The following is an 18,963-nucleotide window of genomic DNA, read 5'->3' on the forward strand; positions in this document are numbered from 1 at the left end:
AATTTAACTACATGTAAAGTTCTTTAGTGCTGTTTGCCCTTATTTTTTTGATTACGCCAACGCTTTTTAGGAGCAGAGACTTTTTTCTTTGGTGCAGATTGCTTTTTATGGATGTGCGGTGGCGTCGAACTTAATTCATCGCCTTGTAGATAGACTTTGGTCAGTGGAATATTGTTATTTTTTAAGAGTGTTTGAAGTTGGCGCCAATCATGCTGATTACCTAAGGTAATCACTTCACCATTGCGACCCATGCGTCCTGTTCGACCACTACGATGAATGTATTCTGTTAAATCTTGCGGATTTTCTAAATTGATAACCGTTGTCAAATCAGGAATATCCATTCCGCGAGCGGCTACATCAGTTGCCAATAACATTGAAGTTTTTCGATTACGAAAGGCGTTTAAAGCATCTGCCCGTCTTTTTTTAGGATCACTGGTATCTAAAACTGTGAAATACGTTTTTCGGTAACGCATATCGGCTGCTAAGCGATGCAATTGTTTACTTGATTGACAAAAAACTAAGTTCTTTTTATTTTTTCGATGGGCTAATCTTTGTAATAATTCTGACTTACGTTGGTTGTCAACCGTTATAAAATAATGCCTTAAGCCTGCTCTAAAGCTCTCATCGGTTGACAAATTCACAGCTGTAAATTCTTGTCCAAACCATTTTTTTAATTCAGAAAATAAAGGAATTGTCGTAGCTGAGAAAAAGGCTAGTTGAACTGCACTAGGCATGCGATTAATTACTCCGCGAATATCTTCTAAGCGATCACTTAACATTTCATCAGCTTCATCTACTAACAAAGTACTGATATTTTGCAGTTTCAGCTTTTTCTTATCTACTAAGTCTAAAATCCGACCTAAAGTACCTACTATAACTTCAGGCTTTTGCTTCAAATGTTCAATTTGGCGTTTGAGATTGGCACCGCCAATTACTCCATAAATGTTCACTTGGGGATTCAATTCTCGTAAAACATCCCGAGTTTGAATCGCTAATTCTTGTGATGGTTCCAAAATTATCTTTTGAATACCTTGACCTAATTGTACTTGCTCTAACAAAGGCATCCCAAAGGCAAGCGTTTTGCCCGACCCCGTAGGAGCTAAGGCCAATAGCGATTGTCTTTGAATAAAGGGTTGGTAAACTGCTTTTTGCACGGGGGTTAATTTTTGAAAATGATGTTGCTGAAAATAAGTTTGATAAACTGCTGGAATTTCCATTATGCCTCACTTCTATCGGCTGCAAATTTAATACCAGCCGCTAAACGGATTTGTGTTAATAATTGATTAACTTGATCAGCCATTTGCCATAACTGATTAAATTGAGTTTGATCTTTTTGTTGAATGATTTGTGCAAATACTTCCGTTTCCGCTAACATGGGATTATGGTCAGCACCCGTAAATTGCCAATCATTATAATTATTCCAAATTTTGCGCACCGTGCCCCCATCATCAAAAGATAAAGTCTTTTTGCCACTATATATTTCTGAGGGCAAGATAGAATTGGAAATTTTTCCAACTAACATTGTCACATCAAAATGATCATAATGTAAGACTATTGTTCCTTGACCATCGACACCTGTGGCAATCATTTGCGGTAAGTACTGCGCAGACAACGGTTGACCAAATAAGCAAACTGCATCATACAATAAGTAAACACCCAAATCGTACAAAGCACCACCAGAAAACTTGGGTGAAAAGATATTAGGTTCTTGTCCAGTCAAAACCAAATCATAGCGACTGGAATATTTCCGATAAGTGATAGTGGCCCCATCAATTCGATCTAATTGTTGTACTTGCTGTTTTAAAGTTGCAAATTCGGGCTCATGGATATGGCGAGCTGCTTCTAAAACATAAATTCCTGGATGGTTTTGCAGTAATTCTTGAATCTGTAAAAACTCTGCTCGTGTAGATACCATTGGTTTTTCCACAATGACTTGTTTATTAGCTGCAATTGCTTGGCAAATATACTGAAAATGTAAACTATTCGGCGAAGCAATATAAACAACTTCAAATTCTGGACTAGCAAAAAATTTAGTTAAATCTGTGGTAATTAAGGTATCAGTACCATTTACTTGATTAATTAAATTTTGCGCATGTTCTTGTGTTCGTGAATAAACCTCACGTAGCTGAAAAGTATGTGTTTGTTGAGCAGCTTCAATAAATTGTTGTGTAATCCAATTAGTTCCAATAACTCCTAGCTGTAACAATTAATAGCCTCCTGTTTGTACATAATGTTGCCAATGATTTTCATTACCAATAAAGACTGACATATGATATAGATTAGTCGAAGCCAAACTGGGGATTTTTCCTTGTTGGTCATATTCCCAAAAATCAATATCTTGTCGTTTATGCAGTGGCAGCTTTGGAGATTGCAACCACACTGTATCTTTTGGATTATTAAAAATCTTCGCAAACGTTGGTGTTGTTTGAATAATAACCTTGCGCTGATAATAGTTTACCAGTAAAGTGCACAATTGTGATACTGATTGCCTAATTTTTTTAGTAGCGGGATGCGGATTTTGATAATCATTTAATTGAATAACTATTGGCAAATTACCGATTTGCTGACCGATACTAGTTTTAAAATTATCAAATTGTGCTTGAGGCGATGATGTAAAGCTAAAATAATGATAAACCCCAAACGGTAATTGTGCTCCTTGAATCCGCCAATAATTACTTAAAAAATTATCATCAAAATAATCTGCTCCTTGAGTTGCTTTTAAATAGACAAAGTCGACACCGTGTTTTTTCAGTAAGCGAAAATCTTGGTAGCCATCTTCTTGACTGAGACTAACACCTAAAACAGGATATTCTTGTGTATCTGGTCGCCCAGCTTTTTGCCAGCGATTCAATAATAATAAACCAAAAAGTGTCCCAAAAATAATTAACACTACAATCGCTAAAAATATTTTCTGATGCATAAAATGTCCGTGGTAGGCATGTTTTGCCTGATAACTTTTTTGCATATATTCACAATCCTTATGTCTATTTCATTGTAAATCAATGACACTCATTGCACATAATTATTTACAATTTATTTTAAACTATTTTTACACTATGATTGACTTGCAAGCAATTCAAGTAGTTAATTTAATTAATAATTAGGAGAAATTTAGTAGGAAACTTGCTCTCTGTTTTAGAAACATAGTGGTTGTTGTAAACTATGCAAAGCATTTTTCTCAATCTCTACTATTAGCGTTAATTACGTTATAATTTTGAGATGCAAAACACATAAATATGGATGGTACTGCGAATCACTTCGTCCCAGAGTTAAACTCTTAACTCTGGGACTTTTTGCCTTATTACACAGATTCTAAATAATAGGAGTATCAAGTTTTGATTACAAACCACAAAATAAAAACAATTAAAGTAAGCAAATGTTATATTGTCTTGTGCATCATTTTAGCCATTTTAGGTTATGCCATTATCATTTTGCAATAATCACCACAGTTATGTATTATAGCTTTCAACTTATTCCTAATAAATTCTTTTTACCCGAAGTTTTTGTGGTTTATTCATTAATTGCATTGGTATGTGGCAGTTTGTTCACAACTATTTCTACTTTAGGTCTTGTTTTTATGGCTATTGCGACTATTTTAAAAATTAAATTAGATATTGTTTCTGGAGCCTTTTTCGGTGCTAGCATTTCGCTTTTTTCAAGAATCACCAATTTAGGACAATTAACTTTGGTTACAGCACTCACCCGTTTGGGTGTTAACTTGTTTATTGGAGAACAATATTTTTCAATAATTCTGCCAGCATAATCTTTAAAAGATGGTTTTAAAAAAATCATTTTCTCAAGCCTCACGATTTAAAAACACAAAAAAAGAAGCTGAAACAAATGATTGCTTCAGCTTTAAATTTTATTTTAAACTTTAACTACCCAACCTTCAGGTCCTTGAACATCACCAAATTGGATACCAGTCAACAAGTCATAAAGTTTTCGCGTTACTGGTCCTACTTCAGTTTCACTATAAAAGACATGCAGATTTCCGTTGTGTTCCAAACCACCAATTGGTGAAATTACAGCTGCGGTACCACATGCACCCGCCTCTTTAAAGCGATCTAAATCATCAATATAAACATCGCCTTCTTCAGTTTCCATACCCAATTCATGTTCTGCTAAATATAATAATGAATATTTCGTGATACTTGGCAAAATGGATGGTGACTTCGGTGTCACAAACTTATCATCTTGTGTAATACCAAAGAAGTTAGCAGATCCAACTTCTTCAATCTTTTGATGATTAATAGGATCTAAGTAAACACAATCAGAAAATCCGCGTTTATGTGCTTGATCACCTGGCATCAAACTAGCAGCATAGTTACCGCCAACCTTGCTTTGACCTGTTCCCTTATGAGCAGCTCGATCATATTCAGAAGTTGTAAAATTAGTTGGTGTTAAGCCACCTTTGAAGTAATTGCCAACCGGCATAACAAAAATTCTAAATAAGTACTCCGGCGCTGGATGAACACCAATTACTCCTCCAACACCCCACATTACAGGACGAATATATAAAGTAGCACCATTACCATAAGGAGGGACAAAGTCAGCATTGGCTTTAACAACTTGTTTCACGGCATCAATAAACATCTCAGTTGGTACTGAAGGCATTAATAACCGTTCACAACTACGTTGCATCCGCTCAGCATTTTGATCTGGACGAAATAATTGAATATCGCCATCCTTAGTTCGATAAGCCTTCATACCTTCAAAGTCAGACTGCCCGTAATGTAAAGCCGTCGCGCCTTCGCTCATTTGCACATCACTATCTTCTACTAAACCTGCATCTTGCCATTCGCCATCACGCCAATACGCTTGGTAACGATACGGCAAATCTAAATAATCAAAGCCCAAGTTATTAAAATCTACCTCTGACGCTTTAACCTTTGCCATAATATTCTCCTCCGTTTTTAATTTTATTTTAATGAAAAGAATACCATGAAACTGGCAAATGTCAATAACTTTTAAATAATTACTTTAATAAATTCTGAGTATAAATCAAATAAGATTTAATTAAAGCTAATAAACTTTTTTAAATATTACTTACCTTTTCTAGAAAAATCTCGATGTGACTCAGCCCTTATCTTAAACGTGCTAACAAATCAATAATAAATGAACTGCTATCATTGCTAGTTATAATGAACGATGTATTGATCAAATATTAGAAGGTATCAAGTCAATAGTTCTCTTTCGTGGAAGTTTTAGAATTCACTCTGATTAAATTTGTCATCTACTTATTATTTACTTCTTTATGTCAATTTTTATTCGTTTCTAATAATAATTTAACTGCCAAAAAAAGTATTAATCTTTTTCAATGATTTACTTAATATTTGTACTTCTGTATCGCTCAAATCTTCTACTGCAGTTTGTATCATTAAGTAATAATACAGTCTGTACACACGATAAAACTTTTTACCTTTTTTAGTTAATCCCAGATTAACTGTTCTACGATCTCCATCTCTACGAGAACGTGAGACATATCCTTTTTTTAATAAATGATTAACTATAACTGTTACAGTACCTGGAGATAATTCTAATTCTTGCGCCACTTCAGAATTTGTCTTTTGCTGTACTTCTGTTATTGCATTAATTACATGAGCTTCACTTAATGTAATATCCAAAAATCCTAGCCTTTGTAATTGTTTTTCTTCTGTCTTTACTACCTTATTGGAAATATCGTTCATTAGATTACCAATATTTTTGATTTCCTGCTCTCTCATGGTATTTACCGCCTTGATTAAGTTATTATTTAGACTTTCCGAGTTCTGTAAAGGATAAAAATAAAAAACACGATTTCTTAAATAAAATCGTGTTATCTATTTATGAGAACTACGGCAGGCTATTAGTTAACGTCCACTCTAAGGTGCCTTGATGATGCCCCAGCCTATAATCACGATCATTTTTTAAATAAGGTCCTTTCGGAACGTCTGTTGTGGATCGTGTGGAAGTCGTCCAATCTTGGGAAATAACAAACGGATTCTCATCTACTTGCGGTTGAGCTTTTGTATAGATAAGCGCTGGCTGATTACTAATTGGAATTGATTGTCCCTGATCATCACCATAGTATAATGGTAAATCACTCGTTCCTAAATCTCCCCCTTGGGCACTTAATGTGATTTGCCAAGCTAAATCATGTCGAGTATCAGTAACGCTCAAATCTCCCGTATACTTCTGCATAGGAATATTATTCCTATCAACATTAACTTTATTTCCAAAATCAATGCTTAAGGGCACGCGCATCCTTAGGTGCCCTTCAATATTCAATGTCGTTGCAGGCGCAAAAGTAGCATCATGATAGACAGTCTCAGTACTAGGATTAGAATTGCCAGCTGCATCCGTCATAATAAAACGTAATTGATCACCTACATCTAATCCTGAAATCCCGTCTAACTTCCAGGTGCCGTCTGGTTTGACTGTTGTCGTTGTTGGTCCATTAGTTACTTGATTATTATGAATTAATTGCCAAGAAACTGTAGCTCCCGGTTCACCATCATAGCCACTCACTGACTTAGTAGAAGGTGGTAGATCATCACCATCATTTACTAACTTGGCTGGTGCTGGTGGGGTTTTATCGATAACTGTTGTAACTGGATATAAAATATCTTGTGGATCTGAGATAATTGCTCCTTGATCATTAGGATCGGGATCACTACGCCATAGTCTGGTGACTTCAATTTTTGTTCCGGTGGGAATAAAATCACCATCATTACCAGTTATCTTGATAGCACCGTTCATAATTGTTTTATCAGCATACTCATAGTAACCCGCGTGCTGAATTGATGTGCCGTTAAATGTTTTTGTAGTTCCATCTGGCATAGTCAACTTGACATCAGCAAAGACTTCACCGTCATAAGCTTCTCGAGTAACATTATTTTCAGCTGGTATTAAAGCTTTTATCCAGATATATTTATCAGCATTAGTCGGTGGCAAATCTGGACTAGTAACCTTCGCTGGTGAAGTATTAGCTGTCATTCTACGAGCTGTAGTTAAACCTGCGTTCAAGCTCATATAATTAGCAAAATCATCTGTACTAGGTCCAGTAGTACTAGGAGTAGCTACACTAAATGGTCCTCTGCCACTATAGGCAGCCCCGACATATTTCCAAGACTTAGTTGGTGACTCTAAGACTTTAGCACTACGATCCCAAATTGATAAGGGAATCGGTCCATGAGTGAATTCACTTGTAGGATTTCCATAAAATAAATTACCAGTATCTCTGGGACCATCAGCATAGTTCATAAAGTCAAAATATCGAGGTACATCCATATGAAATCGTAAATCGGCAGCAGAGTAAAAAATAGAACTGTTCGGTAATCGTCCACGAGCAACAAAAGAGGTTCCATTCCCAGCGTCAATACTTAAGCTAGTAGTACGTGACAAAATGGCTGCTCCATTATTAGAATCAATCAGTACTTGTGAATCTTTACCTGTTAAATTAAAAGTACTAATATTGGGTCCACTACCACCACCACCAGCATAGAGAATACCTTGTGCCCTAGTTGCAGTTACAGCAACAGATGTTGAAGCTTCGTTGGGATCAGAATTGTTATAAACATTAAATTCTGCACCACCGCTAACATTAATTGAATTTTGATCACCAAACATTCGGATACCATACGTATTAGTGCGCGGATTATTTTGATAAACTTCAACCTTGGCTTTGTCAGTAACATCAAATGACATGTTACCAGTATAAGCAAATCTGATTGGAGAATTATTAGGTGGATCAGAACCAATCTCTCCTCGGGTCAATTTTAGTTCTGTCCCTTCACCATCTAAAACAAAAGAGCTTCCCGAACCAGATTCAACGAATGCTGCTCCACGAGGATTATAAACATCTAGTATAGAACCCTCACTTAAAGAAACCTTTGTGCCTTGACCGTATATTTTAATCGTACCACAAATATCATAAGTTGCTATCTTACTGGCAGTGACAGAAGAATGACCTTTAATCGTTAGTTCTATTCCTGCATCGGCAACATTTTGATTTCGAGGTGTAGCAATAAAATAAAAAAGCTCACCTGTCTGATTAACATCTGGCTGAGTGGAGATAATCTTAGAATTATCATCAATTAAAAAAGATTTATGAGGTGCTCCATCAAAGAAAATGAATCCATATGAGTTATCATCAATCGTGCTGTTTAAGACTTTTATTGAACCTGCAGCACTTCCTGTCATAGCAATTATTGCATACCTTGAGTTTCCTAAATTATTCCAACCATGCTGATCATAATAAAATGACACAGTAGCATCTTGAAAAGTCAAATCACCTGGAGTACCAGTAGAATTAAAAAAAACACCTGATATTTGAGCATTACCAGTAACTTTTAAGCTACCACTTTGATAAGTAAATGTTGGTGGTGCAGCTGCTGATGAACCATTATTTTCAATTGTAGGAGAAACTAATGTAACATTACCACCTGCAATATTAATAGTTACATTTGTTGATGTATTAAGACTTATTTTAAAGCCATTAAAGTTTATAATTTTATCAGAGCTAATGGTTGCGTTACTGGAAGCCTGGAGATCAGTCTTTAAATTAATTGTATCAATATTAGGATCGCTAACAGCACTGACAAATTCATTCCATGAAGAAACATCTGCATCGCCTACTGCTCGACGACTTAAGTGTCGTTCTGAGCGTTGCTTAGCATGATAGGCCTCGATTCTTTTCAAATCATCTTTTTGCTGTAATTGTAGTTGTAACATATGCATTATACTTGGGCTATTAATATCATTTACTTGAGAATCACTAGTTGCAAGTCCACTTGTACCCAAATCATTAAGCATCTGCGCTTCTTGAGAATCTTCTGTTTCATCCAATTTTGGAATATTTCCATATGCTGCAGCATCGACATTAGAAAAAGAAGTGGTCAAGCAACCTATTCCCCCACTTGCAAGCATTATCAGTGTTATAACAATTTGTTTGAAACCAAATAGTTCATTTCTTGAAAATATCTTCACTTCATTCCTCCAACCAAAAAACAATCTACCAACATCTTGATTAAATAGGGCAAATATTATTAAATATTATTTAATAATTTAACTTAAACATAGAATTTTTATGCTAAGCCCGAATAATTAATCTGCATAAAATCATTCAAAATATTTTGAATTTTTAACTAATATAAATTAACAAATAAACTTAGGGGCTATTTCTATTAAATAGCCCCTTTGATTTGTTGCTAAATCAACAAGCAAGCGTGATAATTAATATAATTACGCTGTTAAAATAAAAAATATTTCATAGTCGAAGAATGTAGTTATAAAGTGCTATAAAATTTTGTGATCGGAGAATTGTAAATGCGTCAAATTGTATTACCAATAAAAGATTCAAATGTTCTAAAAGAAGTTCAGGATACATTATTAAATAATTTTCGTGCAGGAAGAAGAAACTATACAATTTTTCAAATTGGAAAAGCCACTCTATTACGGGTTAGTGATGTTATGCATTTAAAAATGACGGACACTTATAATGAAGATGGAACAGTAAAAAGCCATGCTTTTATCCATGATAAAAAGACAGGTAAACCTAATACACTTTATTTGAAACCTGTAGTAAATGATTTGATTACTTATAAAATCTGGTTAGACAAAAATCTTATTAAATCAACTTGGTTGTTTCCATCTTTGAAGAATCCTACACGACATATTAGTGAGAAACAATTTTATAAAATTATGGCCAAAGTAGGTGATTTATTAGGAATTAACTATCTAGGTACCCACACTATGCGCAAAACAGGCGCCTATCGCGTTTATGTACAATCAAATTATAATATTGGTTTAGTAATGAAATTATTAAATCATTCCAGTGAAGCAATGACACTAGAATATTTAGGGCTAGATAGAGTAAGTACAGAACGAGCATTGGATACAATAGATTTTGGCTAAAATAAATATGTTTAGCTTATTAAGCGTGTTGAAAGGTGGAAAAAATAGCTCTATGACTACCTGATTTTTGTTTGAAAATAACCACCAATAATAAGTGGTTTGATTAAAAAACATTAAAATAAAAGTTTATTTCTTACAATAGTATTTTTACAATCAAATTATTTTATAAAAAAACAATTTGTTTTTTTAAAGCCTCAAAGTCCTTAGTAATTAAGGAAATTATCAAAAAAATTATTGACATTCAATCTTATATACAATATGATACAAACTATAAGAAATTTGATTATCGAACTAATATTTGCCAGAAGGTGATACTTATATATGACAAATAACTTAAAATTTAACCATATTATTAAAGGGAATGACATAAATCATTTAAATGTTGTTGTAAAATTTAGCTATGATAATTTAAGCTAGTTTCAATGATAATGATGTGATAACTATTTTGATAATCAAAATAGTTATCACATGAGCCTTATTTGATTTAGCAACAAATCAAAGGGGCTATTTAATAGAAATAGTTCCTATATCCAAATTAACTGCAATCAGTAAGGCTTTTGACTGTAACACAGCTGTTCAAATCCTAGTTAGGTCTACAACATTATTTTTGCTAATATAAATTAAATAAAAACATCTCCGTATTGGACACAATCCACTGCGAAGAAAATGGTATTTAATATGTACTTTTTAACAGAATACTTAGTACTCATAAACTTACATAAGTAAGCTGTTCACTATTTAATAACTTTCTTATCGAAAAAACATTTAGAAAATTATTAAATAATACCTATTAAAAGTCTCTATACTTTTAAGTGTTGATAGACAATATCAATACTTTTTTGTTTTAAATATCATTGTAAACAAGATTAAAGAATGGACATATAACAATGGAATTCAAGAAATTGATCTTGATACATTAAGTCACGCACATTAACTGAAATATAAAGATAAGCAAGCTTATTTTCCTCAAAATTAATAGTTATATGCACTATAAGAGTTAGTGTCCTCCCAGCAACTTGGGTATAGAGTTGTTTGCATATAAAAATAACCGCTACTAGTCAAAGTATGGCGGTTATTTTTTGATTAAATTTAATTAGTTCTAGAATTACTATAATAATTTAATGGCAAAGCTACTAACACCAAAAATAATTGGAGAATATCCACAATGGACATTTAGGCTTAATTCTCGTTAGGATTTAAAGTATTGTTATAATCCAATTGTTCTATGGATATTAAGATAAAAATTAGCAGTACAAATAATATTTGATTGTATCAATAACTGCAATTTAAGAAAATAGTCCTTAATTTCCTTTTGTATTCCATTATTTGAATACTTATCTGTAAATTCTTCATCACTAGTTTTTAGAGATAAAATTACTTTCTAATTCGTATAGCTCTTTTAATCAATCCAAGATGAACAACAATATAGACTTGTAGAATTTCACTGGAATTCATTTTATAGTATTTAAACTACTCATTATTAGTAATAACAACTTTTCCCATCATATGGCCACTTTCTACTGCCTGGTGGGCTTTTCTTATATTTTCAGCATTAATAGGTGATAATTCTTTTGTTACTGTACTTTTAATTTTTCCACTGTCAAGATATTCAGCAACCTTATCTAAAATCTCTTTTTGAGATATAGAATTATCAATAGAATAATATGATTTGGAGAACATCCATTCCCATGCAAAATTTACACGTTTTCTAGTTAATGTTTTTAAATTAATTGGTTTTTTGTTTTCAGTAATGGAGACAATATTACCATCTGGTTTAATAAGCTGTGACATCTCATTCCAATGCTGATCAATATTATTTAATTCTAAAATATAATCAACATATTGATATCCCAACAAATGTACTTCATCTATTAAATTCTTATGGTGATTGACTACCATATCTGCACCATGCGCTTTAGTCCATTTTATTGTTTCTGGTTTAGAAGCTGTCGAAATAACATTTAAACCAGCTATTTTTGCTAATTGTGTTGCAATGGAACCTACTCCACCAGAGCCATTAATTATTAATATTACTTTTTCTGAATTTTCTTTAGTATTATTAATATTAATAGGTAATTTTTCAAATAAACTTTCCCAAGCTGTTAATGAAGTTAATGGCATAGCAGCAATTTCTGCATCTGTAATATTTTTAGGTGCATGTCCGACAATTCTTTCATCTACTAAATGAAATTCACTATTACATCCAGGTCTTTTAAATGAACCTGCATAAAAAACTTTATCTCCAGGTTTAAACAATGTAACTTTATCACCAATATTTTGAACTACGCCAACTGCATCCCATCCAATAATTTTTGGAGCCTTTAAACTAGTACGTACAGACTTTCTTACTCCCACATCAACTGGATTTACGGAGACACCTATTACTTTGACTAATAAATCATGTCGCCTTGGCTCAGGTTTTGATAATTCAAATTCTTGTATACTTTCTAGACTATCAATAGAAGAAGATTGATTAATACCAATAGCTTTCATTTTTAATTCACCCCTTGAAAATAACAATAAAACTTTTCAAGTAATTATCAATTATGTAATTTTGGTAACTAGGTAACAAAAATTACACTATAAAATAGACTATTGCTATAATAGGTTTGTAATAATCGGAGGTAGTTTATGAAAAAAAGAAATAAGATTTATAATTGTCAAGATGGGTGTCCCGTAGAAAGTACTCTACAGATTATTTCGGGAAAATGGAAAAGTGTTATTTTATATCATCTATTTAAAGAAGAAGTTTGTAGATTTGGTAGATTATCCAATTTAATGCAGGATTGTTCTAAAAGAATGCTATCTTTACAATTAAAAGAATTGGAAGAAGATGGAATAATAATTAAAAAAATTTATCCTGTTATTCCCCCTAAAACAGAATATAGACTCACTGATTTTGGTCAAACATTGTATTCAGTAATTAATGCTATGGAACAATGGGGAAACTATTTTAATCATCACCAACAAGAAAAGAAGATAATATATGATAAAGATATTTAGTAATCGTTTTTTATTATTCAATTAAAAGTCTTGTAACTACGTTGTACAAAAATTAATTATAGAATCTGCGATATATAAATAAAAGAGTTGGCGTACTAACACCAGCTCAGCCGCTGTAAAGTTAATAAAACAGTATTAAGCTACCCTGTAACCTACCAAAGTTACGTAGGACGGCTTTTTTATTACTTGTGGTTGTCCGAGCAACACAAGTAATAATATGCCAAACATCAATATCAACGAGAGTGTCTGAAAGATACTCATTGACTGTGAAACCCTTTCCATGTTCCCATAGACCTCACCTCGTACCTGCTTATTCATTTTGTAGATACTCTCATTATTTTGTCAAACACAACCGATTCAATTTTAGTATTAATAGTTCCTAAACTTACTTTTATAGGAATTATATCCATGGATAAATTCGCTGATTTCGGAAGCCTTATTGCCAAACAGTTTATTCAAAATACCAATCGCTAATTTGGGATACGTAGCAAAAGTTCTGTTCTGTTTATAATCATTTTGAGCTTTTTGTACACCCATTTCAAAATCAGATAAGTTAGTTTGTTTATCTTTTTCAGTTTCCCAAGACGTATATGCAGCCTTAGCATTATCATAATTGCCAGCTTCGTAATTTTCTTTTACATAATCGTGAATATTTTTTAGCATAAATTACACCTCCCAAAATTAACTACTAGTATATCCAAGATCTTGCTTAAAGCAAAACATTTAACGGTATTTGTGTGATTTCCTTATTCGCTTACATATCGTAAAAGTCTAAAATAAGATTTGCTCTAATCAAGTATGTATAAGTTACGTACTCTATTAAATATTACAATCTGAGGAAACACAATTAACTGTGTATTTAAAGTATAGTTCAGAAGTGCTTTTGCTTAACTATTTTAGTTGTTGATTGGTATACCCTGATCGAATGAATCAACCACGGTTTTATTAATCTGATAAGAGCTCCTGACCGCTTTCTTTAGTGCTTGGAGCAAAATTTAGCAGGTTAGTAACAAAGTGATTGATCTTAGTGACAATTTAATCAAGCAAGTAAAGCTACAATAATCGTAAAAAGACCTCGACTATGACTTGAACCAACTGGCAACCAAAGACTTAATCAATTCAAAATTTAACAAAGTTAGTTAACGAGAATATAACAGCAGTTATCTGCTAATTCCATTAATAACTTTACACAAATTTTAATTGGTTTTATACTAATACTATTCTAACAATGAGGAGGTTGACCAACATGTCACGAACTTTTATCATAAACGTAACTGTCGGTGTTTTGCTTTCATTTGCGATAATGTGGTATCTCTTAACAAGAAGTAATCCATCTTATAGTTTAGTAATTATTGGAAGCGTTATTGCAACAATTTGTGCTGGAACAGCAATCGCTGAAGTAATTACAGGAGATTTTCCAGACAAAGGAAAGATCAACTAATGATATCCAGCATTGAATGCCAAATCGCTTAACTGTCATATCACGCTGGACAATTCTGAAGTAGTAATTGCAAAAGTTATTTTAATTTAGAATGATTATTTAGTTAAGTCGCATATTGGGATTCCTAAGTCAAATTAATGACTTTGAGGATGCCTGGTATACGACTTTTTTACATTTGGTCATTGCAAACTTTATGGTGCAAGGATTATATTGGTAAATTAATATCATCAAATAAAATTGGCAAAGTGATTAAATTTAATCTAAAAAACTCAAAGTAACTCCTCCATAAGGCAGTCGCTACAACTAACCATACAATAGAGATTACTTTGAGTAATACTAACTTGATGCAATTTAACTATAATGCTCGTTTTTTTCTTGAATATGGGATTTAGTCAAAAAATATATTTGTAAAACATGATCATCTACCAAACGATAAAAAATTTGCTTACCTGAACGTTCTCCAACAATAAAACGTTGTTGCTTTAATAATCTTAATTGATGTGAAATCGTTGATTGTGATAAATCTAACTTTTGAGCAATTTCCGTCACAGTGATGGGGCCATTAGCGATAGTCAAAATTATTCGCATTCTCGTAGGATCACTTATTGTTTTAAAAAAATCAATTATTGGCAATAACTCGCTTGTAGCAGGGATGTCAATTTGATCTTTATTTAAGTTACTCATACTCTTTCTCCTTGTGATACTTCTTTTTAAGTGTATCACATTTGGAAAAATTATTTACGGAATAATAATAACCTCAAACCGTTGACAATGACTAGTAATGTACTACCTTCATGCAAGAATACTCCCCAAGCAATATTAGTCATTTGTAAAAGATTTAAAATCGTCAATAAGACCACAACTGCCAAAGAAAAAATAATATTTTCTAAAATTATTTTGTTCATTTTACCAGATAAAGAATAAGCAAATGTTAAGCGAGATAAATCATTTTTTACCAAAACGACATCTGCAACATCAATGGCTACATCAGTCCCTGAGCCCATCGCAATACCAATATTTGCATTAGCCAAAGCTGGCGCGTCGTTAACTCCATCTCCCACCATTGCTACCGTTGGTGTCTTTTGCTGCAAAGATTTGATAATTTCTACTTTTTTCTCAGGTAAAATATTTGCCACTGTTTGTTGTACTTGTAGTTGTTCGGCGACTGCCTCTCCTGTTGCAGTTGAATCGCCTGTGAGCATTACCGTTTTTATATGATGACGATTAAAAAACTTAATAGCTTTTTGAGCGGATGTCTTGGGTAAGTCCATCAGCGCTAATAAACCGACCACTTGTTGATCTTTAACGATATATACAACAGTTTTTCCAGCGTTACTCCATTTTTGTTGCCGTTGTTGATCTTCAGGAGTTATTGATATTGAGGGTGCCAATTTTCCAATTACATAATGATGACCACGATAGTCAGCTTCTAGGCCACTGCCAATTTTATTTTGACAACTTAAATCTGATAATTCTTTTGCTTGTGGAAACTGATGTACAATCGCACTTGCGAGTGGATGATTGCTCTGTTTTTCCATGGTGACTATAATATCAAGTAATTCATCCTTGGCAATTTGTGGATTAAAATATTGATCTGTGACAATCGGAACTCCTTGAGTCAAAGTTCCAGTTTTATCAAAAGCAATCGTTCGTAACTGGGATAAATTAGCTAGATAAGATCCACCTTTAAAGAGCACTCCATTATGAGCCAAATTAGAAATCCCTGATAAAGTAGCCGGAACCGCACTGGCGGCCAAAGCACATGGTGAAGCTGCAACTAAAAAGCCAATCATTCGATAAAAACTTTCTGACCAACTCCAATTTAGTAAAAATGGTCCAGCTAATAAAACTAATGGCAATAAAAACAAAATTGTTTTGACATAAAGCGGTTCTAATTTTTGAATAGTTGTTGCGGTACGTCCTGGAGAATCTTGAGCCGTTTGTACCATCTCAATAATTTGAGCAAAGACAGTTTCTTGACTATCCTTAGTCACAACCATTTCAAAAGTTGAATTGCCATTAATAGTTCCACCAAATACTTCATCCCCGACCTGTTTTTCTCGTGGAATACTTTCACCATTGATGGCTGCTTCATTAATACTTGCACTGCATTTTGTAATAGTTCCATCAGTTGGAACTTGTGATCCGTTTAAAACTTTTAAAGTGTCACCCACTTTTAATTGTGTTACTGCCACAATTTTCCAACTGCCATCTTCTTGTAGCTGGTGAGCTTCAGCAGGAGCCATTTTTAATAACGATGTGATTTCTTGACGGCTTTTATTTTCAGCGTATTCTTCAAGAAAATGAGCCCCAGCAAAAATCAAAATCAATAAAGCTGCTTCTTCAAAGCTGCCAATAATAATCGCACCCACAGCCGCTAAACACATTAAAATATGAATATTAGGGACAAACTTGTGCTGACTTTGAGACATTTTTATTGTGTCACCAAAGCCTTCACCAATCACATGATATCCCGCAACGAAATCTGTTATGACAAAGAGCAAATTTTTAAATATTACAAATTGCCCTGGTAAAATTAATCCAACGAAAAATATCATAATACCTATAAAAAATAGTAAGATCGCTCGGGAAATTTTCATCATAATAACCTACTTTCGTTTTCCGTCTCAATTGATCATATGCACATTCGTTCATTTGTTAATTAAAATATAAAGCAGCAATTGCTACTTGTCAATAATTTATTTTTTTGATTTATTCAAAAAGTGTAAGACAATAAGAGGCTTTTACTTACAACTAATATATTAAATGCTGAAGATTATAATCAAGTTTGATTAATAATTCTTTTATTACAAGATTACTACTATATATTTATATACTAATTCACTTTATAATTATCATTCCTATTCCAAAAATTAGATTTATATTTAATTTGATTAACTAATCCATTTTTTATAAACGCTTTTTAATATTAATGTGATTTTATATTGTATTAATTATTAAAGTAAGTTAATATTATAAGAAATAAATTGGTGGAAGGGCTGACAATATGAGAAAAATACCGATGCTATTTTTAATAGTATTAAGCAGCATTAGCTTGATAGGTTGTAATAAAAGCAATAATTCAGCTAACAATAAAGAAATATCTATAGCTTCATCAGCAGAACTAAGTACCGCTGACGTTTCATTGGCAATGGATAATAAATCGGCTGAAGTGGCAGAACAAGTAAATGAAGGATTATATAATTTTAATAATAAAGGACAATTAGAACCTGCATTAGCAAAAGGTATGCCTAAAGTCTCTAATAATGGAACAATGTATACAATTGATTTAAAAACCAATGGTAAATGGAGCAATGGCAAACCTGTAACGGCAGAGGATTTCGTTTATGGATGGCAAAGAACAGTTAATCCCAAAACAAAGTCTCAACAGGCATATTATTTAGATGGAGTTGAAAATTATAAGGATATCAGTGAAGGAAAATTATCTCCAAAAACATTGGGTATAAAGTCTCTTGGAAAATATAAGATTCAAATTAATTTAGACCATCCTATTCCTTATTTTCCTTCAATTTTGGCAATGAGTGCTTCATTTCCATTATATAAGCCTTACGTAGAAAGCCAGGGCAAAAAATATGGAACAGATTCCAAACATACTTTGTACAACGGTCCTTTTGTACTTCAAGGTTGGGATGGAACTAATGATACATGGTCCTATGTAAAAAATAAAAATTATCGTGATTCAAAAAGTGTTTATTTAAATAAAATTAATGTTTCCGTGGTAAAAAGCCAAGATACCGGTGTTTATCAGTTTCAATCAAAAGAATTATCATTAGTACCTATTTCTGGACCAGAAGTTAAAAATCAAAAGAATAGCAAAGATTTATATGTAAGAAAAGTGCCAGGTACTTCATATTTGCAATATAATACTCGCAAAAAACTTTTTAGTAATGAAAATATTAGACAATCTTTATCTTTATCTATAAATTTTGAACAATTAACAAACAAAGTTCTTCAAGATAAATCTATACCGGCAACAGGATTTGTTCCTACAGGATTTAAAAATTCTCAAAACCAAGATGATTTTGCCAAACAAGCTGGTAATCTAAACAAATATAATCCAAAAAAGGCTAAAGAACTCTGGAATAAAGGCTTAAATGAATTAGGCATAAAAACCGCGCAATTTACAATATTATCAAGTAATGATGATAGAAGTAAAAAAGTCGATGAATATCTGCAATCTCAACTTGAATCAAATCTTCCGAATTTAAAGGTTTCAATAAAATCAGTACCCTTCAACAACCGGCTAACATCAGCAAAATCAGGAAATTTTGACGCAGTTCTAAGCGGATGGACACCCACATATTCTGATCCAACAGACTTTCTAAATTTGTTAAATTCCAATAATAGTAATAATGATGGAAAATGGAATGATAGTCAATATGATCAATTGTTAAACGCAGCCAACATAGAAAACGCTAATAATCCTGAAAAACGTTGGGAGTATCTTCAAGCTGCAAATAAGTATGTTTCTCAAAAAGCTCCAATTACACCACTATACTATTTATCTGAAGTTTATCTTATAAATCCTCATCTTAAAGGAGTAGTTATGGGACCAATGGGTTTCCCATATTATAAAAATGCATATTGGAAATAAAGTTAAGTAA

Annotated in this window: 15 protein-coding genes; 5 read left to right on the forward strand and 10 right to left on the reverse strand. The window is 32.8% G+C overall.

Going from position 1 to position 18,963, the window contains the following annotated elements:
- Positions 1 to 23 precede the first annotated feature (23 nt).
- Genes DS830_RS05140 through DS830_RS05150 form a run of 3 tightly spaced genes read right to left on the reverse strand, consistent with a single transcriptional unit; the run spans position 24 to position 2,965 of the window.
- Complete coding sequence (locus tag DS830_RS05140) at positions 24 to 1,217, reverse strand: DEAD/DEAH box helicase (protein WP_118908501.1); 1,194 nt, start codon at positions 1,215 to 1,217, stop codon at positions 24 to 26.
- A complete protein-coding gene (locus DS830_RS05145) occupies positions 1,217 to 2,206 on the reverse strand; it encodes a Gfo/Idh/MocA family protein (RefSeq protein ID WP_118908502.1) in 990 nt (329 codons plus the stop codon). The genes DS830_RS05140 and DS830_RS05145 overlap by 1 nt, the downstream gene beginning before the upstream one ends.
- Positions 2,207 to 2,965 carry a GH25 family lysozyme gene (locus DS830_RS05150; protein WP_118908503.1) on the reverse strand — a complete coding sequence of 253 codons (759 nt, stop codon included), beginning with the start codon at positions 2,963 to 2,965 and terminating at the stop codon, positions 2,207 to 2,209.
- A gap of 486 nt (positions 2,966 to 3,451) precedes the next feature.
- Here DS830_RS05150 and DS830_RS08945 point away from each other — a divergent pair, with 486 nt between their 5' ends.
- The gene (locus DS830_RS08945) at positions 3,452 to 3,763 is read left to right on the forward strand and encodes a hypothetical protein (protein ID WP_118908504.1); all 312 of its coding nucleotides are present in this window, start codon (positions 3,452 to 3,454) and stop codon (positions 3,761 to 3,763) included.
- Between the two features lie 104 nt (positions 3,764 to 3,867).
- On the opposite strand, the gene DS830_RS05160 is transcribed toward DS830_RS08945, so the two are convergent.
- The 3 genes from DS830_RS05160 to DS830_RS05170 form a co-directional block, all read right to left on the reverse strand.
- Positions 3,868 to 4,896: a branched-chain amino acid aminotransferase gene (locus DS830_RS05160; protein ID WP_118902799.1), complete on the reverse strand. Its 1,029-nt coding sequence runs from the start codon at positions 4,894 to 4,896 to the stop codon at positions 3,868 to 3,870.
- A gap of 389 nt (positions 4,897 to 5,285) precedes the next feature.
- A complete protein-coding gene (locus DS830_RS05165) occupies positions 5,286 to 5,723 on the reverse strand; it encodes a MarR family winged helix-turn-helix transcriptional regulator (RefSeq protein ID WP_118902802.1) in 438 nt (145 codons plus the stop codon).
- Between the two features lie 109 nt (positions 5,724 to 5,832).
- Positions 5,833 to 8,967: a pectate lyase-like adhesive domain-containing protein gene (locus DS830_RS05170; protein WP_118908505.1), complete on the reverse strand. Its 3,135-nt coding sequence runs from the start codon at positions 8,965 to 8,967 to the stop codon at positions 5,833 to 5,835.
- Positions 8,968 to 9,306: 339 nt separating this feature from the next.
- Here DS830_RS05170 and DS830_RS05175 point away from each other — a divergent pair, with 339 nt between their 5' ends.
- A complete protein-coding gene (locus tag DS830_RS05175; protein WP_118902807.1) occupies positions 9,307 to 9,894 on the forward strand; it encodes a site-specific integrase in 588 nt (195 codons plus the stop codon).
- 1,470 nt (positions 9,895 to 11,364) lie between these two features.
- Here DS830_RS05175 and DS830_RS05180 read toward each other — a convergent pair.
- A complete protein-coding gene (locus tag DS830_RS05180) occupies positions 11,365 to 12,387 on the reverse strand; it encodes a zinc-binding alcohol dehydrogenase family protein (protein ID WP_118908506.1) in 1,023 nt (340 codons plus the stop codon).
- Positions 12,388 to 12,525: 138 nt separating this feature from the next.
- Between DS830_RS05180 and DS830_RS05185 the strand changes: the two genes are divergently transcribed.
- Positions 12,526 to 12,897 carry a winged helix-turn-helix transcriptional regulator gene (locus tag DS830_RS05185; RefSeq protein WP_118908507.1) on the forward strand — a complete coding sequence of 124 codons (372 nt, stop codon included), beginning with the start codon at positions 12,526 to 12,528 and terminating at the stop codon, positions 12,895 to 12,897.
- Positions 12,898 to 13,266: 369 nt separating this feature from the next.
- On the opposite strand, the gene DS830_RS05190 is transcribed toward DS830_RS05185, so the two are convergent.
- The gene (locus tag DS830_RS05190) at positions 13,267 to 13,560 is read right to left on the reverse strand and encodes a hypothetical protein (protein ID WP_118908508.1); all 294 of its coding nucleotides are present in this window, start codon (positions 13,558 to 13,560) and stop codon (positions 13,267 to 13,269) included.
- Positions 13,561 to 14,143: 583 nt separating this feature from the next.
- On the opposite strand from DS830_RS05190, the gene DS830_RS05195 reads away from it, so the two are divergent.
- Positions 14,144 to 14,338: a hypothetical protein gene (locus DS830_RS05195; protein ID WP_118908509.1), complete on the forward strand. Its 195-nt coding sequence runs from the start codon at positions 14,144 to 14,146 to the stop codon at positions 14,336 to 14,338.
- A 351-nt stretch (positions 14,339 to 14,689) separates the two neighbouring features.
- Here DS830_RS05195 and DS830_RS05200 read toward each other — a convergent pair whose 3' ends face one another.
- A complete protein-coding gene (locus tag DS830_RS05200; protein ID WP_118908510.1) occupies positions 14,690 to 15,022 on the reverse strand; it encodes an ArsR/SmtB family transcription factor in 333 nt (110 codons plus the stop codon).
- 50 nt (positions 15,023 to 15,072) lie between these two features.
- On the reverse strand, positions 15,073 to 16,938 hold the full coding sequence (locus DS830_RS05205; RefSeq protein WP_118908511.1) for a heavy metal translocating P-type ATPase: 1,866 nt from the start codon (positions 16,936 to 16,938) through the stop codon (positions 15,073 to 15,075).
- 407 nt (positions 16,939 to 17,345) lie between these two features.
- Here DS830_RS05205 and DS830_RS05210 point away from each other — a divergent pair, with 407 nt between their 5' ends.
- Positions 17,346 to 18,953 (forward strand): peptide ABC transporter substrate-binding protein, encoded by a 1,608-nt coding sequence (locus tag DS830_RS05210; RefSeq protein ID WP_118908512.1) that lies wholly within the window; start codon positions 17,346 to 17,348, stop codon positions 18,951 to 18,953.
- Positions 18,954 to 18,963 lie beyond the last annotated feature (10 nt).

This window comes from Bombilactobacillus bombi (assembly GCF_003522965.1).
Taxonomy (GTDB): domain Bacteria; phylum Bacillota; class Bacilli; order Lactobacillales; family Lactobacillaceae; genus Bombilactobacillus; species Bombilactobacillus bombi.

Coding starts and splice junctions, on each gene's coding strand:
- DS830_RS05140 (WP_118908501.1), bottom strand. CDS start 1,217: ATGGAAATTCCAGCAGTTTATCAAACTTATTTTCAGCAACATCATTTT.
- DS830_RS05150 (WP_118908503.1), bottom strand. CDS start 2,965: ATGCAAAAAAGTTATCAGGCAAAACATGCCTACCACGGACATTTTATG.
- DS830_RS08945 (WP_118908504.1), top strand. CDS start 3,452: ATGTATTATAGCTTTCAACTTATTCCTAATAAATTCTTTTTACCCGAA.
- DS830_RS05160 (WP_118902799.1), bottom strand. CDS start 4,896: ATGGCAAAGGTTAAAGCGTCAGAGGTAGATTTTAATAACTTGGGCTTT.
- DS830_RS05165 (WP_118902802.1), bottom strand. CDS start 5,723: ATGAGAGAGCAGGAAATCAAAAATATTGGTAATCTAATGAACGATATT.
- DS830_RS05175 (WP_118902807.1), top strand. CDS start 9,307: ATGCGTCAAATTGTATTACCAATAAAAGATTCAAATGTTCTAAAAGAA.
- DS830_RS05180 (WP_118908506.1), bottom strand. CDS start 12,387: ATGAAAGCTATTGGTATTAATCAATCTTCTTCTATTGATAGTCTAGAA.
- DS830_RS05185 (WP_118908507.1), top strand. CDS start 12,526: ATGAAAAAAAGAAATAAGATTTATAATTGTCAAGATGGGTGTCCCGTA.
- DS830_RS05190 (WP_118908508.1), bottom strand. CDS start 13,560: ATGCTAAAAAATATTCACGATTATGTAAAAGAAAATTACGAAGCTGGC.
- DS830_RS05195 (WP_118908509.1), top strand. CDS start 14,144: ATGTCACGAACTTTTATCATAAACGTAACTGTCGGTGTTTTGCTTTCA.
- DS830_RS05200 (WP_118908510.1), bottom strand. CDS start 15,022: ATGAGTAACTTAAATAAAGATCAAATTGACATCCCTGCTACAAGCGAG.
- DS830_RS05205 (WP_118908511.1), bottom strand. CDS start 16,938: ATGAAAATTTCCCGAGCGATCTTACTATTTTTTATAGGTATTATGATA.
- DS830_RS05210 (WP_118908512.1), top strand. CDS start 17,346: ATGAGAAAAATACCGATGCTATTTTTAATAGTATTAAGCAGCATTAGC.